The organism is Bacillus sp. CH_70 (assembly GCF_038007045.1).
In the GTDB taxonomy this organism is placed as follows: Bacteria; Bacillota; Bacilli; order Bacillales; family Bacillaceae_G; genus Bacillus_A; species Bacillus_A cereus.
On the sequence record NZ_JBBOWL010000001.1, the window covers coordinates 3,961,573 to 3,976,821 of the forward strand.

Here is a 15,249-nt window from a genome sequence, read left to right on the forward strand (position 1 = left end):
TCGTCACCCCTTAATATGGTAATAGATTACAATTTTACGGTAACCTAAATTACACTATCCGTCAAGATTAATAACTCATATTTCTGAAAATTGTTACATCATTTCACTAAACGATACTCCAACTGAATTTCATGTAAAATTGGGATATTATCATATCCAATACGTGGAATTTCTTTCTTTATTTTTCGCGCCTCCTCTACCGCATTCACATATAAATTAGTCATTACAAAATTACGTTTTTGGTAAAATCGTAACGCATTCATATTATCATTTGTTGTAATAAGCCAAACCTGTCTGCACCGTTCTTCTTCTGCAACTTGTAATACACAATCCACAAGTTTCGTCCCTATTCCTTTTCTTTCTTCAAAGCTATCTAGCGATACAATTTCGCACATATTTCCGGTCACTTCATACGTTATAATTCCGATTATTCTGTCATCTGAGAGCGCAACAAATCCTGGCAACTCTTCTAACTGATGTCCCTTACCACGTGAAACCATCAATGAACTTCCCCAGTTCTCACACATGAACATTCGGATTGTTTCTTTCATCGCTGGCGTAATTTTTTGTATATGCAGCATTTCCTATTTCTCCCCTTTTATATCATTGTGATACAATATAAGTGTATCACATGTAACGGTATTTGGAGGATGAGGTAAAGTATGAAACGTTTTTTTGCAGCATTGTTTACTATACTAGGTGCAATAACTGCCCTTGGGATTTTCTTTACAAATAAAGTGATGTACTTAAAGAAAAAAACAGAGGAAGAAGTACTCGAAAGAGAAACGAAAAAACATTTTCGTATAGAGGATTTTGATGCTCTTCATAAAGAAGAAATTCATATCCCTTCACAATTCGGATACGACCTTCACGGATATTACATTCCTGCTGGTCATTCCAATAAGTTTATGGTTTTTTGCCACGGTGTAACTGTAAATAAAATAAACTCTGTAAAATATGCAAACTTATTCTTAAAAAGGGGATATAATGTCCTCATTTACGATCATCGTCGTCATGGTAAAACTGGCGGAAAAACAACAAGCTATGGATACTATGAAAAGCATGATTTGAAATCCGTAGTTGACTGGCTAAAAACCCGTTTTGGAACCAATATTACACTTGGTATTCATGGTGAATCTATGGGAGCCGCAACAATTCTTCAATACGCAGGACTTGTAGAAGATGGCGCTGATTTCTATATTGCAGATTGTCCTTTCTCTGATTTTCACGGACAATTACAGCACCGTTTAAAGGTTGAATTCCATTTACCAAAATGGCCTTTATTACCTTTAGCAAACGCATTTTTAAAAGTTCGTGACGGTTATACAATTCGTGAAGTTTCACCAATCGACTGTATAAAAAACATTAACAATCCCGTTCTCTTTATTCATAGTAAAGATGACGACTATATTTTAGCTGATATGACAAAAGCGTTATATGAAGCGAAAGAAAATAATAAGCAACTTTATATTGCAGAACACGGTGCACACGCTTGCTCTTATAACGAAAATAAAGAAGAGTACGAAGCAGCCATCGATCAATTTTTAAACACATATGTGAAAGAAACAAAAAACAGGCTTGCATAAGCCTGTTTTTTTATTGCGCTAAAACGTCTGTAACTTGTTCCATATTTTCAGAAATCCATTGCATTGCATCATCTAACGTTGGAAATTCTGTCGTTTGAAATGTTACTTCATCTTGAAGTAACCAAACATCCTTTACCTCTTGCCCTACACCTGCAATGGACCAATGTAACAAACTATATGGATGATTATCATTCAAAAATGATGCCCACGTGCGCTCATTTGCAATGTTTCGTAATGTATGTAATTGTTTATCCATCTCTCGTCACCTTACTCTAGTCAGTTATGAAAACTATTATAACACTCTCTTCTTTCTCAAACAAAGTGCTCTTTTTTCCCCGCTATTTGCGGGCAGTAAAACTCCCATCTCAAAATTCGGCTGAAACAAAGAAGTTAGGCGGGAGATTAACTGCCCCTAAAAGCCCGATTGGTTCAAATAATAATTAGTGGGGGATGCCTCCCCCACTAATTAAAGTTTCACTTTATATTGCCAAGCACTTCCCTTGATTATATGATGAAATTAAGCGTTTGGGAAGGAGGGATAACGTTGGCAAAAGTACAAATTAAAGTAAATGATAATGGCTCTTTTCGCGTTACAGGGGACGTGGAATTAGTCGACTCACAAGGGAATGTATTCCCAGCAAAACCGGCATTTTCTTTATGCCGTTGTGGTTTATCAAAAAATATGCCTTATTGCGACGCTTCGCATAAAGGTAAATTCGAGTCTGTTGTTAGAGCACCAGAGGCAGAATAATTTTACATGTGACATGCACATTTTTTTGTGCATGTTTTTTCTTTTTAGCAACTCCGTTATATCCCTTCTCCTTACAACATTTCTAATACTTTTATTTCCATTCCAGCCTGCATATATTTTCACACAATTCTTCACATTCGAATATTTTTTACTAGCCTTTTATTTTTTTTGTGCTATAATTTGAGCAAACAGCATCCTTCGGGGTCGGGTGAAATTCCCAACCGGCGGTGATGAAGTGAAAACTTCTAAGTCCGTGACCCGTTTTCAACTCGAAAACGGTGGATCTAGTGAAACTCTAGGGCCGACAGTATAGTCTGGATGGGAGAAGGATATGTTTCTAGTTTTTTATATAGTGAATACACTTTTATTTCAGTATGCATATTTTTAAAGATTCATTTTGATTCTTTATATATGTTTAATTTTCTATACTTATTTTTTATACTGAAATAAAAAGAGACAACTAGCGTTTAAAAATTCGATATTTTGCTAGGTTTTTTCCTTATGCAGAAATATCAATTATCGTTAGGTTTCTTTCCTATGCTTTCGTATTCAAACTATATTTCTAGAAATCACGTCTCCCAAACCCCAAGGATATTAAATCCTTGGGGTTTTTTGATTTTTTTAGGAGAGGTGAAGAAAATGACAGATCAAGAATATATGAGGATTGCCCTGCAGTTAGCAGAAGGAACATCAGGACAAACAAGTCCAAATCCTATGGTTGGTGCTGTTGTTGTAAAAGATGGAAACATCGTTGGTATGGGGGCTCATTTACGGGCTGGTGAAGAACACGCTGAAGTTCATGCCCTTCAAATGGCTGGTCAGAACGCCAAAGACGCTACCGTTTATGTAACACTGGAACCGTGTAGCCACTTTGGAAAAACACCACCTTGTTGTGAATTGCTCATCGAAAAAGGAGTTAAGCGTGTTGTAATTGCTACTCTCGATTGTAATCCGCTCGTTTCTGGTAACGGAAAAAGAAGATTAGAGGAAGCTAGAATTGAAGTAACGACCGGTGTTCTTGAAGCAGAAGCAGTTTTATTAAATCGCTACTTTTTTCACTACATGAAAACGAAGCGCCCTTTTGTAACAATCAAAACAGCGATGAGCTTAGATGGAAAAACAGCAACTGTAACTGGTGAAAGTAAGTGGATTACAGGTGAAGAAGCACGTGCTGATGTTCACCAATATCGCCATACACATGATGCAATTCTTGTTGGAGTGAATACAGTTATAGCTGATAATCCTCATTTAACAACAAGAATTCCAAATGGTGGGAAACATCCTATTCGTGTTGTTTTAGATACCCATTTACGAACGCCACCATCTTCTCATGTTATAACAGATGGTTTAGCACCGACATGGATTATTGTCGGTAAGGATGTAAAGGAAGAGAAGATATCTTCTTATGAATCTAAAAATATAGCTATATTCCAAATGGAAACGAAACATATAGAAATCGAGGACCTTCTTTCCTTTCTTGGAGAGAAACAAATTCTTTCTCTATTCGTTGAAGGTGGCCAATCGATTCATGCAAGTTTCTTAAAAACAAACAATTTTAATGAAATTGTAACCTATATAAGCCCGAAATTAATTGGTGGGAAAGATGCTCCTACTTTATTTGGAGGAAATGGTTTTTCAAAATTACAAAATGCGCTTTCCTTGAAAATTCAAGAGATGAAACAAATTGGTGATGATATAAAAATCGTTGCGAATGCCCGAAACGAGGTGACGAAATGTTTACAGGAATTGTAGAAGAATTAGGAACGATAGCAAACATGCAACAAAGCGGAGAAGCGATGAAATTAACGATTCATGCAAAGAAAATTTTATCAGATGTTCACTTAGGTGATAGTATCGCGGTTAACGGTATTTGCTTAACTGTAACAAGCTTTACAACTACTTCATTTACAGTTGATGCAATGCCTGAAACGATGCAGTCGACATCACTTCGCATGCTTAAACCGCACTCTAAAGTAAATTTAGAGCGAGCAATGGCTGCAAACGGACGATTCGGTGGACATTTCGTTTCAGGACATATTGATGGAATCGGAACGATTTTAAATAAAAAACAACATTACAATGCCGTCTATTACAAAATAGCAATTTCTGATGAACTACTGCGCTATTGTTTGCAGAAAGGGTCCATTGCTGTTGATGGAACGAGTTTAACGATATTTGATATAGACGAATCTTCCATAACGATTTCACTCATCCCGCACACAGTAAGCGAATCTGTCATTGGAGCAAAAAATGCCGGAGATATCGTAAACATTGAGTGTGACATGATTGGTAAATATATTGAACGCTTTATTACTAAACCTACAAAACGAGTAGGTTCAATGACCGAAAGCTTTTTACAAGAAAACGGATTTCTATAAGGGGGAAGCACAATGTTTCATCGTATTGAAGAAGCTCTAGAAGATTTAAAACAAGGTAAAGTCGTTATCGTATGTGATGATGAAAACCGAGAAAATGAAGGCGATTTTATTGCTTTAGCAGAGTACATTACACCAGAAACAATTAATTTTATGATTACACATGGCCGTGGTCTCGTTTGTGTACCGATTACAGCAGGGTACGCAGAACGTCTACAATTAGAACCAATGGTATCTCATAATACAGATTCACATCATACTGCGTTTACAGTGAGCATTGACCATGTTTCTACAACAACAGGGATTAGCGCTCACGAACGTGCAACTACGATACAAGAATTGTTAAACCCCGCATCAAAAGGCGCTGATTTCAATCGACCTGGACATATCTTTCCATTAATTGCGAAAGAAGGCGGTGTCCTGCGTCGTGCAGGTCATACAGAAGCTGCTGTTGATTTAGCGAAGCTATGCGGTGCCGAACCAGCTGGAGTTATTTGCGAGATTATAAATGAGGACGGCACGATGGCACGTGTACCTGATTTAATAGAATGCGCAAAACAATTTGATATAAAAATGATTACAATAGAAGATTTAATTGCTTACCGCCGCCATCATGAAACACTTGTGACGAGAGAGGTGGAAATTACATTACCTACAGATTTCGGTACTTTCCACGCAATTGGCTATTCTAACTCATTAGATACGAAAGAACATATCGCACTTGTAAAAGGTGATATTTCAATAGGTGAACCGGTACTTGTGCGTGTTCATTCTGAATGCTTAACAGGAGATGTATTCGGTTCACATCGCTGCGATTGCGGACCACAACTCCATGCAGCACTTGCTCAAATTGAGCGTGAAGGAAAAGGTGTTCTTCTTTATATGAGACAAGAAGGAAGAGGCATTGGGCTTCTTAATAAGCTTCGTGCTTATAAATTGCAAGAAGAAGGATTCGATACTGTAGAAGCAAATGAAAAACTCGGCTTCCCTGCTGATCTTCGTGATTACGGTATCGGAGCACAAATATTAAAAGATTTAGGTTTACAAAGTTTACGATTATTAACGAATAACCCAAGAAAAATTGCTGGCTTACAAGGTTACGATTTAGAAGTAGTCGAGCGTGTACCGTTGCAAATGCCAGCAAAAGAAGAGAATAAATCGTATTTACAAACGAAAGTAAACAAATTAGGACACTTACTAAACTTATAATTAAAGGAGAGATTTATTATGGTATTCGAAGGTCATTTAGTTGGTACAGGATTAAAAGTTGGAGTTGTTGTTGGACGTTTTAACGAATTTATTACAAGTAAGTTACTTGGCGGCGCTTTAGACGGATTAAAGCGTCACGGTGTAGAAGAAAATGATATTGATGTTGCTTGGGTTCCTGGTGCATTTGAAATTCCTTTAATCGCTAAAAAGATGGCTAGTAGCGGAAAGTATGATGCGGTTATTACATTAGGTACTGTAATCCGAGGTGCTACAACTCACTACGATTACGTTTGTAATGAAGTAGCAAAAGGTGTTGCGTCTTTATCACTACAAATGGACATCCCAGTTATTTTCGGCGTATTAACGACAGAAACAATTGAACAAGCGATTGAACGCGCAGGTACGAAAGCTGGTAATAAAGGATATGAATCAGCTGTTGCTGCAATTGAAATGGCTCACTTATCAAAACAATGGGCATAAAAAAAGAGGCTGCGGCCTCTTTTTATTTTTTCACCTTTTTTTGTACATCTTTTATTAATTCATTCATCGTTTTTCCTTCTGTTTTTATATGAAGAGCTTGTGCTGTTCTCCATACATTCTCTCTTTTTTTCGCTTCTTCTATAATAGTAATTTCTTTTCTAACTTCCTTTAAATCTTTTCCTTCCGTTTTCAATCCAAAATGTTCAGCTTTCGTTCGAAAGTGTTGTTCGATTCTTTGTTGCATCTCTTTTTGTTCAGGATTTTCAGCAGCCTTAACTGGATCAGAACTTATTGCTTTTATTAAAATTAAACAAGTCATAATCGCTAATATGTATTTGTACATGTAAAATCCTCCAACCCAATATAAATTACATATTTACTATGTACAACTAGGGCTTGGAAAATTCGTCCACAAAAATTCTTTTTTCCGCTCAAAAACCAATAATATCAAGCGTTCACAACTATTTATTACATTTTATTTACAAAAAAAGCAAACCCTTTTACAAGTTTGCTTTTTCATCTATCTTATAATGCACATTCTTCAATCTCAAATCCTAAATCTGCAATCATACCCCAGTCCGCAGTCGGCTCTTGTCCAGCTGTCGTTAAGTAGTCCCCGACAAAAATAGAATTTGCTGCAAATAAACCGATTGGCTGTACAGAGCGTAAATTGATTTCACGTCCTCCTGAAATACGAATTTCTTTTGTCGGGTTTACAAAACGCATCATTGCCAGTACTTTTAAACATTCTACTGGCGTTAACTCTTTTTGCCCTTCAAGAGGTGTTCCCTTTACAGCAACAAGGAAATTACAAGGGATAGAATCTGCATCTATACGTTGTAATTCAAATGCAATTTCAGCACGCTCTTCAATTGTTTCTCCCATGCCAAAAATCGCTCCAGAGCATGGGGAAATGCCCGCTTGTTTCGCTTTTTGAACTGTATCAACACGATCATCATACGTATGAGTTGAACAAATACTATCGTAATTATTTTCATGTGTATTTAAGTTGTGGTTATAACGATGCACGCCCGCTTCCGCTAAACGTCCTGCTTGATCTTCATTTAAGAAACCTAAACAACAACAAATCTTCAAGTCTGTCGTTTCACGAATTTCCTTAACTGCTCCAATTACGTGATTTACCTCTTTATCCGTCGGACGACGACCAGACGCTACAATACAATATGTACCTGCTTTACGGCGTATTGCTTCATGTGCCCCTTCTACAATCTTCTCCTGCGTTAACCATGCATATTTATCAATCGGTGCTTCTGAAATAATAGACTGTGAGCAATATCCACAATCTTCAGGACATAATCCAGATTTCGTATTAATAATCATATTCAATTTTACTTTCTTACCAAAGTGATGATGGCGAATAATGTAAGCCGCATTCATAATTTCTAAAACTTCTGTATCATCAGCTTCTAATATCGCTATTGCATCTTCTTTCGTAATCATCTTCTCTTCCACTACGTCGTATGCAAGTTTTTTCCAATCCCTTTTTGTTTGTACTTGTTTCATTTCATCTCTTCCCCTCTTTTGTTATATGCATAAATAAAGCATGATACGTTGCCATTATCCCTTCATTTCCCGTGAAGTCTCTTTCGTATATGCGCAGCATCGCACGAAAGAGTGAGGGACTTTGACAATATGATCCTTCATTGCTATTAGTCGCTCCTACTTTTCGAATAGAATGTAGAAATTCCTTAACTTCTGTAAAACTCTCTATGTAACATGTTTCAGAAACATGCACATCCCCTGTTTCTATCTTGCATATATGAAGCAACTGATCTTTCGAATAAAAACGTTGACCAATCGATGTTTCATTTTTTATATTTCTTTCTTCTTTCGCACGTTGGAACGAAGCATGCAATTCTTGAAATGTTTCATGTCCAAACGTTGAAAAGAGTAATATCCCATCTATAGACAAATGTTGAAATAAATTTCTTAACACTTGTTGTAAATTATTTAACCATTGAAATGTAGCATTTGAAATAATGACATCATATGATTCTTCTAATCGTAATCGCTCAATATCTTCACAGTGAAACGTTACATTTTTTACATTTTGTCTAGTTTGCGCAATTGCAATCATACTTTCAGCAAAATCAACTGCTGTAATATGTGCTTTCGGAAATAACTTTGATAATTGCTCTGTTACATACCCCGTCCCGCACCCCAGTTCTAAAATACGTATTGATGCCGTTTCACTATATCGTTCCTTTAAGATTGAAAGTAATGAATGTGCCATCTTTTTTTGTACATTTGCATATCGATCGTAAGATACGGCTGCCCCATTAAACCGTTTTTGTAGTAACGTTTTGTTGATCATGTCGTATCCCCTCTATAAATTGAATTATCTCATTTGCGCAATATTCAAAATTCGTTACACATAACGCATGCCCTGCATCACTTACTACTTTCAGCTCGCTGCTGCTATTCTCCGTCATACTACGTGCCGCAGACAATGGGCATATTACATCCTGTTCTCCGTGAATAAGTAGTATAGGTACTTTAATTTCTTTTAGTTCTTCTCTCATATCTGTTTCTATTAAATAATCCAAACCTAGTTGTAAAGACTGAATAGAATCACCTTTAAAACGGTCTACAATGTCTTCAAAGTTTTTATTCTCTTTTAACTCATCTTTCGTAAACATATTTTCATAAAACCGTTTGAGCGTATCTTCTTTCCTTCTCGCCAAATTCCTTTTCAGCCGTTCTACATGCAAAGCATTCCATCCGTTACTGTAATCGCTCGTATTTGTAAATTTAGCAGTACCACCAATTAATACGATGCCTTTTGCCTTAATCTTTTTATAAGCTTCAACTGCTGCTAACGCTCCTAGTGACCAACCAACTAAAATTACGTTGTCGTTATGCGCTACATCTATAATTCGGTCCACAAATTCACTTCGTTCGTTCACATTACGCCAATCTATGCATTGAACAGGATATCCTTTAAAATACGGAATTACTAAATCCCAAATATTCTCTTCCATTCCCCATCCGGGGATAAAAATAACCTTTAGCTCGTTCATACGAAAATCTCCTCTTCTTTCGCAATGTGAATAATTCGGTCAATAGCCCATTTTAAATCAGCTATTGTATGTTGCGATGTAACTGCAAAGCGAATTCGAGAACTATGAACCGGCACAGTTGGCGGACGAATTGCAATAGCCGCAATCCCTGCCTCTTGCAACCTTTTACTAAACCGTAAAGCATGTTCATTTGAACCGACTACAATCGGTACAATATGAGTTGAACTATTCCCAATATCAAAACCAGCATCCCTTAATTTAGTTCTGAAGTATTCTCCGTTTGCTATAAGGTTCTCTCTTCTTTCGTTATCTTCTTTTACAATTTCAATTGCTTTTTGCACTGCTCCTAACGTACTTGGTGGTAAAGCTGTAGTAAAAATAAAGCTTCTCATCATATTTTGTAAATACTCTATATAAATTTCATCACCTGTCAAATACGCACCATAACACCCTAAAGCCTTGCTAAACGTCCCCATATGTATATCAATTTTTTGAGCAAGATTTTTTTCTATATGAGATAACCCAGCTCCGCCGATTCCATATATTCCACTCGCATGTGCTTCATCGACTATAATGATTGCCCCGTATTTCTCTTTCAGCTGTACTAAATCTCTCAAATAAGCAGTATCACCATCCATACTAAAAATGGTATCAGTTACGATTAATTTCCGCTTTTCAGGTGACGCTGTTTTCAACAGCTTCTCTAAATGATCCAAATCATTATGACGATATCTTTTATGCTCTGCCCCGCTTAATATGATTCCATCAACAATACTTGCGTGATTTAACTTATCACTAAAAACAATATCGTGCCGAGAGGCTAAAGAAGATATGGCACCTATATTTGCCGTATACCCACTATTTACAATTAAAGCTCTTTCAGTACCTTTCCAGTCACATATGCTTCTCTCAACCTCTTCATATAATGGATGATTTCCTACAACGAGACGAGAGGCAGTCGCTCCAGTTCCATATCTTTTTGTACAGGCAATAGCAGCTTCTTTTAACCTTTCATCTCCAGCTAACCCTAAATAATTATTTGACGCTAAATTTAACATCCTTTTTTTATCTCGAATAAGCCAAGTCTCTTCTGCCTTCTCTGTTACATATAAATTTCGATACTGCCCTTGCTCATGTAATTGTTGTAATTTAGATTGAAGATGCGCCCGCCACGTTTGATTCATTTTGGATAAACTCCTCTAATTTTGAAATCATAATATGTTCTTTTGCAGATTCTAATACTTCTTCTTTCGTAAACTCACCTTCAAAGAATGGTAATAATCCTAAAACTGGTACCCCGCTCAGCTCTTCAATCATCTCTTTATTTTCTTGCACTCTTTCCATTTCACATTCTTTGCAACCTGATAAAATGACACCCGCTACGGTTAAGCCATGCGCCTTTGCGTAAGCAATCGTTAACACTGTATGATTTACTGTTCCTAATGTAGGACGAGCTACTACAATAAGAGGCAACTGTAATTCTGTTGCAAAATCTATTACTAAAGCATCTTCTGTATATGGGACAGCAAGCCCACCTGCTCCTTCTACAAATAAGCTATTAAACTCTTTTAATAGTTCATTATAGTAATCAGTAATTTCTTTTAACTTTACTACTCTTCCAGCTCTTTTCATGGCAAGTCTCGGAGCAAGTGGTTCTTCAATAGAATAAGGGCAAATTTCATTTTCTTGTGTCGGTACACCTGATAGTACTTTTAACCTTGCCGCATCTCCCTCAGGGTTTGATGCAACATGCCCACTTTGTAACGGTTTATATACCCCTACGTTATATCCTAATTCTCTAAATACACCTGCTATAGCACCTGCAACTACTGTTTTTCCAACTTCAGTATCAGTTGCTGTTATGAAAAAACCACTCATTATTCTCCCTCCGTAACATCTGAGATTGCCTTATATAAAATGCGTAACATATCATCAATCTCTTCAAAAGTAGAAGCAAGTGGTGGCATAAATACAATCGTGTTACCTAGCGGTCGTAAAATCATACCCAGCTCTCTTGAGCGTTTACATACTTGAACACCGACTCTTTCTGTCCAGTCAAACGCTTCTTTCGTTTCCTTATTCTTCACAAGCTCAATACCAACCATTAATCCGCACTGACGAATATCACCTACATGTTTATAGGCAAAGAGCTTTTCTAATTGCGCTGTCACATAATCCGTTTTACGTGCCACTTCTTCTATTAAATTTGTTTTTTCATATAGTTCTAGATTCGCGATTGCTACGGCACACCCTAACGGATTACCTGTGTAGCTATGTCCATGGAAAAATGTTTTTTGTTCTTCATATTCTCCTAAGAAGGCATTATATATTTCATCTGTCGTTACCGTAACTGCAATTGGTAAATATCCACCTGTTAAACCTTTCCCAGCAGTTAAAATGTCTGGCGTCACATTTTCATGTTCACACGCAAACATTTTCCCTGTACGCCCAAATCCAGTCGCTACCTCATCTGTAATAAATAATACATTGTACTTTGTACATAAATCGCGCAGTCCTTTTAAATATCCTTTTGGCATTGTAATCATTCCGCCAGCACCTTGCATTAATGGCTCTACAATGATGGCAGCTACTTCTTCATGCTTTTCTTTCAACAATTCTTCCATTTCTTCTAAATGGCTTTTTACAATTTCCTCCTTATTATTTCCGTAAGGAGAACGATATGTATATGGATACGGCATTTTAATCGCATCAAATAAGAGCGAACTATACACTTGGTGAAACAAGTCTATTGCCCCTACTGAAACAGCTCCAATTGTATCACCGTGATATGCTTCTTTTAATGTAACAAATCTTTGTTTCTTTGGTTTCCCTTTATGCTGCCAATATTGGAAAGCCATCTTAATTGCAATTTCAACAGCGGTAGAACCTGAATCAGAATAGAATACCTTCTTCAATCCATCTGGTACAACCTCAATAATTTTTTCTGCTAATAAAATAGATGGAACGTTAGCAAGTCCTAACATAGTAGAATGAGCAATTTTATTTAATTGCTCACGAATTGCTGCATCTAATTCCGGTACTTGATGTCCGTGAACATTTAACCATATAGATGAAACACCATCCCAATATTCATTACCATTTACATCGTATAGTTTTCTTCCCTCTCCACGTTCAATAATGACAGGATCTTCTTCTAAATAATCTTTCATTTGTGTAAATGGGTGCCATACGTAAGCTTTATTTTTCTCTGCTAATTCTTCATATGTATAAGATGATTTTTCAATTGTTCTACTATTTATTGTCACAACTGTCACCCCTAATGTTAACTTGTTTATAAATATAGTTAACATTAAATCCGAATGACTGTCAATTATTTTAAAATCAAATAGTTCTTAAAAAAGAACAACTTATCATACGATAAGTTGTTCTACTTTCCATGCTGTATCTTTCCAATTTCTAAAATAATTTCTTCATCTTTTTTCCCCTCTGTATCAATTCCAAGTTGCTTAGCGTGCTCAATTAATAAATCATGGCGCTTCTCAAACCTAGCGGTATTTACTTCTTTCGTAACCTCTTCTTTTGTTTTCCCCTCAGTAGAAACTCCTAGTTTTTCTGCTGCTTTTTCCATTGATTTCTTCTCTTCTATTTCTTTTACTTTCTTCACTTCTGACTGTTGTATTTGCTTTTGTTTCAACTGCTCTGATTCAGCCGCAAAAGCTGTGTAAATTCCAGCACTTCCTCCAATAACTAATAAAGTGGTAAAAAGAATTATTTTTTTCTTCACTCTTTCCTCCCCCTTTCAAATTCATTATAACGTACATTTTTACAGCGTTAAAAACAATTCTCCTTTATTTCCCTAAAAAATATTTAATATTTTTATTGACATGTAAGATGAAAATATGATAAAAATTTAACTAACATCATATGAATCGGCGTTGATAGGATTTAGTAGTATTTCGATTTCTGATTTCAGAGAGCTGGTGGTCGGTGCGAACCAGTACAGAGCGAATTATGAATTACCCCCTGGAGCTTCTTTTACGAAACGTGAGGAGTAGTGAAAGACGGTTATAGACCGTTATGTCTAAAGAGTGGTGAAACGACACTGTTTCACAATTTAGGGTGGTACCGCGAATTTTTCGTCCCTGCATATATTGCAGGGGCGTTTTTTATTTTATAAGCGCATATCATATGACCCTTTATTTTGTGATACATTCATTTCACAAGCTAGGGTGGTACCGCGATTTCTTCGTCCCTGCATAATTATATGCAGGGACGTTTTTTTATCCAATCATTTCCGTATCATATAGAAGGACCAACAATTACCGGTAATTTGTCACAAAATTCTAAATTTTAGAAGGAAATATACAATATTGGCGAATTTTATATAAAAAAGAGCTATTTTACATTACTTAGGAGGGGAAAACAATGGTTTCAAAAATTGAGTCTGTTCTTTTAACAATTTTTATCTTTTTCTGTATTGGTTTTAGTGTTATTCAATTAGAAGTTTCACCACACATCCCAATTTTATTTGGTATCGTTCTTTTATTAGCATTTGGATTCCTGAAGAAAATCTCTTGGTCTACTATGGAGAAAGGGATGATCAGTAGTATTTCAGCTGGTATTCCATCTATATTTATTTTCTTACTTGTAGGCGTATTAATTAGCGTTTGGATCGCAGCTGGAACTATTCCGACTTTAATGGTATACGGCTTCCAACTTGTATCTCCAAAAATTTTCGTTCCAACTGTTTTTGTTGTTTGTGCAATTGTTGGAACGAGTATCGGTAGTGCATTTACAACTGCTGCAACTGTAGGACTTGCCTTTATGGGAATGGGTACTGCCCTTGGATACGATCCAGCTCTTATTGCTGGGGCAATTATTTCTGGTGCATTCTTCGGAGATAAAATGTCTCCTTTATCTGATACAACAAACTTAGCGCCTGCTGTAACGGGTGTAGATTTATTTGAACATATTCGTAACATGCTTTGGACAACAGTGCCAGCTTTCATTATTGCTTTTATCGCATTTTTCATTTTAGGAAGCGGATCTGGTGGAAACGTTGATTTCTCAGCATTTATTAATACACTAGAAAAAAATGCAACGATTTCTATCGTTACACTTATTCCTATTTTATTACTGTTCCTATTCGCATTTAAAAAGGTACCCGCAGTTCCAACATTACTTGCAGGAATTGTGGTAGGAATTATTATTCTCTTTATTTTTAAACCTAGCACTTCTTTAGCTGATTTAATTAAAATTATGCAAGACGGTTACGTTTCTAAAACTGGTATCAAAGATATTGATAGCTTATTATCTCGCGGTGGCCTGCAAAGTATGATGATGTCAATTGCTCTTATTTTCCTAGCTCTTTGTATGGGAGGATTATTACAAGGAATGGGCATTATAGCGCAGCTGATGAATATTATCTCTAGCTTCGTAAAAACTAGTACACGCTTAATTATTTCTACTGCTTCAACTGCAATTGGTGTAAACTTCTTACTTGGTGAGCAGTACTTATCCATCGTTTTAACAGGACAAGCATTCGCTAATAAATACGATGAAGTCGGTTTAGAGCGTCGTAATTTATCACGAGTATTAGAAGATGCTGGTACAGTAATTAATCCACTCGTACCATGGGGTGTCAGTGGCGTATTCTTAACAAATGTTCTTAGCGTTCCAACATTCGATTACCTGCCATACGCAATCTTCTGTTTAGCTTGTCCAGTCGTAACCATTATCGTCGGTTTTACTGGATTCGGTCTTTCATGGAAAAAAGAAAAAGCAGTACCAGTTTCATAATATAACAAAAAGGATTACCAAATCGGTAATCCTTTTTATATTTCTCG

General features: G+C 36.5%; 17 protein-coding genes, 1 riboswitch and 1 other annotated feature. Of the genes, 7 read left to right on the forward strand and 10 right to left on the reverse strand.

Annotated elements, in window-relative coordinates:
• Window positions 1–98: 98 nt before the first annotated feature.
• Window positions 99–581 carry a GNAT family N-acetyltransferase gene (locus N2V79_RS20125; protein ID WP_000902437.1) on the reverse strand — a complete coding sequence of 161 codons (483 nt, stop codon included), beginning with the start codon at window positions 579–581 and terminating at the stop codon, window positions 99–101.
• A gap of 81 nt (window positions 582–662) precedes the next feature.
• On the opposite strand from N2V79_RS20125, the gene N2V79_RS20130 reads away from it, so the two are divergent.
• On the forward strand, window positions 663–1,586 hold the full coding sequence (locus tag N2V79_RS20130; protein ID WP_000819230.1) for an alpha/beta hydrolase: 924 nt from the start codon (window positions 663–665) through the stop codon (window positions 1,584–1,586).
• A gap of 10 nt (window positions 1,587–1,596) precedes the next feature.
• On the opposite strand, the gene N2V79_RS20135 is transcribed toward N2V79_RS20130, so the two are convergent.
• Complete coding sequence (locus tag N2V79_RS20135; protein ID WP_000360796.1) at window positions 1,597–1,842, reverse strand: DUF2552 family protein; 246 nt, start codon at window positions 1,840–1,842, stop codon at window positions 1,597–1,599.
• A gap of 288 nt (window positions 1,843–2,130) precedes the next feature.
• Between N2V79_RS20135 and N2V79_RS20140 the strand changes: the two genes are divergently transcribed.
• The 5 genes from N2V79_RS20140 to ribH all read left to right on the forward strand — a co-directional run bounded on the left by N2V79_RS20140 (window position 2,131) and on the right by ribH (window position 6,401).
• The gene (locus N2V79_RS20140; RefSeq protein WP_001151582.1) at window positions 2,131–2,337 is read left to right on the forward strand and encodes a CDGSH iron-sulfur domain-containing protein; all 207 of its coding nucleotides are present in this window, start codon (window positions 2,131–2,133) and stop codon (window positions 2,335–2,337) included.
• 190 nt (window positions 2,338–2,527) lie between these two features.
• A riboswitch (FMN riboswitch) is annotated at window positions 2,528–2,671 on the forward strand.
• A gap of 305 nt (window positions 2,672–2,976) precedes the next feature.
• Window positions 2,977–4,089 (forward strand): bifunctional diaminohydroxyphosphoribosylaminopyrimidine deaminase/5-amino-6-(5-phosphoribosylamino)uracil reductase RibD, encoded by a 1,113-nt coding sequence (gene ribD / locus N2V79_RS20145; protein ID WP_000131986.1) that lies wholly within the window; start codon window positions 2,977–2,979, stop codon window positions 4,087–4,089.
• Window positions 4,071–4,715 carry a riboflavin synthase subunit alpha gene (gene ribE, locus N2V79_RS20150; protein WP_000493908.1) on the forward strand — a complete coding sequence of 215 codons (645 nt, stop codon included), beginning with the start codon at window positions 4,071–4,073 and terminating at the stop codon, window positions 4,713–4,715. Before ribD ends, ribE begins: the two co-directional genes overlap by 19 nt.
• Window positions 4,716–4,727: 12 nt before the next feature.
• Window positions 4,728–5,921, forward strand: coding sequence for a bifunctional 3,4-dihydroxy-2-butanone 4-phosphate synthase/GTP cyclohydrolase II (gene ribBA, locus N2V79_RS20155; RefSeq protein WP_000468981.1), 1,194 nt, complete (start codon window positions 4,728–4,730; stop codon window positions 5,919–5,921).
• 18 nt (window positions 5,922–5,939) lie between these two features.
• On the forward strand, window positions 5,940–6,401 hold the full coding sequence (ribH, locus tag N2V79_RS20160) for a 6,7-dimethyl-8-ribityllumazine synthase (protein ID WP_000230895.1): 462 nt from the start codon (window positions 5,940–5,942) through the stop codon (window positions 6,399–6,401).
• 22 nt (window positions 6,402–6,423) lie between these two features.
• Here ribH and N2V79_RS20165 read toward each other — a convergent pair whose 3' ends face one another.
• From N2V79_RS20165 to N2V79_RS20200, 8 genes are all read right to left on the reverse strand, one after another.
• Complete coding sequence (locus tag N2V79_RS20165; protein WP_000280032.1) at window positions 6,424–6,744, reverse strand: hypothetical protein; 321 nt, start codon at window positions 6,742–6,744, stop codon at window positions 6,424–6,426.
• A 182-nt stretch (window positions 6,745–6,926) separates the two neighbouring features.
• Complete coding sequence (bioB, locus tag N2V79_RS20170; protein ID WP_000815858.1) at window positions 6,927–7,925, reverse strand: biotin synthase; 999 nt, start codon at window positions 7,923–7,925, stop codon at window positions 6,927–6,929.
• A 1-nt stretch (window position 7,926) separates the two neighbouring features.
• Window positions 7,927–8,736 carry a malonyl-ACP O-methyltransferase BioC gene (bioC, locus tag N2V79_RS20175; protein ID WP_000608912.1) on the reverse strand — a complete coding sequence of 270 codons (810 nt, stop codon included), beginning with the start codon at window positions 8,734–8,736 and terminating at the stop codon, window positions 7,927–7,929.
• Window positions 8,702–9,442, reverse strand: a complete 741-nt coding sequence (locus N2V79_RS20180) for an alpha/beta fold hydrolase (RefSeq protein WP_340720183.1) — start codon at window positions 9,440–9,442, stop codon at window positions 8,702–8,704. Before N2V79_RS20180 ends, bioC begins: the two co-directional genes overlap by 35 nt.
• Entirely contained in the window at window positions 9,439–10,626 is a 1,188-nt protein-coding gene (bioF, locus tag N2V79_RS20185) for an 8-amino-7-oxononanoate synthase (RefSeq protein WP_089171735.1), read from the reverse strand. Before bioF ends, N2V79_RS20180 begins: the two co-directional genes overlap by 4 nt.
• On the reverse strand, window positions 10,592–11,320 hold the full coding sequence (gene bioD, locus N2V79_RS20190) for a dethiobiotin synthase (protein ID WP_053563696.1): 729 nt from the start codon (window positions 11,318–11,320) through the stop codon (window positions 10,592–10,594). The genes bioF and bioD overlap by 35 nt, the downstream gene beginning before the upstream one ends.
• On the reverse strand, window positions 11,320–12,753 hold the full coding sequence (gene bioA / locus N2V79_RS20195) for an adenosylmethionine--8-amino-7-oxononanoate transaminase (RefSeq protein WP_140155617.1): 1,434 nt from the start codon (window positions 12,751–12,753) through the stop codon (window positions 11,320–11,322). Before bioA ends, bioD begins: the two co-directional genes overlap by 1 nt.
• Window positions 12,754–12,830: 77 nt before the next feature.
• A complete protein-coding gene (locus N2V79_RS20200; protein WP_000726902.1) occupies window positions 12,831–13,187 on the reverse strand; it encodes a hypothetical protein in 357 nt (118 codons plus the stop codon).
• A 142-nt stretch (window positions 13,188–13,329) separates the two neighbouring features.
• Window positions 13,330–13,550: a binding site (T-box leader), on the forward strand.
• 278 nt (window positions 13,551–13,828) lie between these two features.
• Between N2V79_RS20200 and nhaC the strand changes: the two genes are divergently transcribed.
• Window positions 13,829–15,202 (forward strand): Na+/H+ antiporter NhaC, encoded by a 1,374-nt coding sequence (gene nhaC, locus N2V79_RS20205; RefSeq protein ID WP_000253730.1) that lies wholly within the window; start codon window positions 13,829–13,831, stop codon window positions 15,200–15,202.
• The last annotated feature ends 47 nt before the right edge of the window (window positions 15,203–15,249 follow it).

Coding starts and splice junctions, on each gene's coding strand:
- N2V79_RS20125 (WP_000902437.1), bottom strand. CDS start 581: ATGCTGCATATACAAAAAATTACGCCAGCGATGAAAGAAACAATCCGA.
- N2V79_RS20130 (WP_000819230.1), top strand. CDS start 663: ATGAAACGTTTTTTTGCAGCATTGTTTACTATACTAGGTGCAATAACT.
- N2V79_RS20135 (WP_000360796.1), bottom strand. CDS start 1,842: ATGGATAAACAATTACATACATTACGAAACATTGCAAATGAGCGCACG.
- ribD (WP_000131986.1), top strand. CDS start 2,977: ATGACAGATCAAGAATATATGAGGATTGCCCTGCAGTTAGCAGAAGGA.
- ribE (WP_000493908.1), top strand. CDS start 4,071: ATGTTTACAGGAATTGTAGAAGAATTAGGAACGATAGCAAACATGCAA.
- ribBA (WP_000468981.1), top strand. CDS start 4,728: ATGTTTCATCGTATTGAAGAAGCTCTAGAAGATTTAAAACAAGGTAAA.
- ribH (WP_000230895.1), top strand. CDS start 5,940: ATGGTATTCGAAGGTCATTTAGTTGGTACAGGATTAAAAGTTGGAGTT.
- N2V79_RS20165 (WP_000280032.1), bottom strand. CDS start 6,744: ATGTACAAATACATATTAGCGATTATGACTTGTTTAATTTTAATAAAA.
- bioB (WP_000815858.1), bottom strand. CDS start 7,925: ATGAAACAAGTACAAACAAAAAGGGATTGGAAAAAACTTGCATACGAC.
- bioC (WP_000608912.1), bottom strand. CDS start 8,736: ATGATCAACAAAACGTTACTACAAAAACGGTTTAATGGGGCAGCCGTA.
- N2V79_RS20180 (WP_340720183.1), bottom strand. CDS start 9,442: ATGAACGAGCTAAAGGTTATTTTTATCCCCGGATGGGGAATGGAAGAG.
- bioF (WP_089171735.1), bottom strand. CDS start 10,626: ATGAATCAAACGTGGCGGGCGCATCTTCAATCTAAATTACAACAATTA.
- bioD (WP_053563696.1), bottom strand. CDS start 11,320: ATGAGTGGTTTTTTCATAACAGCAACTGATACTGAAGTTGGAAAAACA.
- bioA (WP_140155617.1), bottom strand. CDS start 12,753: ATGTTAACTATATTTATAAACAAGTTAACATTAGGGGTGACAGTTGTG.
- nhaC (WP_000253730.1), top strand. CDS start 13,829: ATGGTTTCAAAAATTGAGTCTGTTCTTTTAACAATTTTTATCTTTTTC.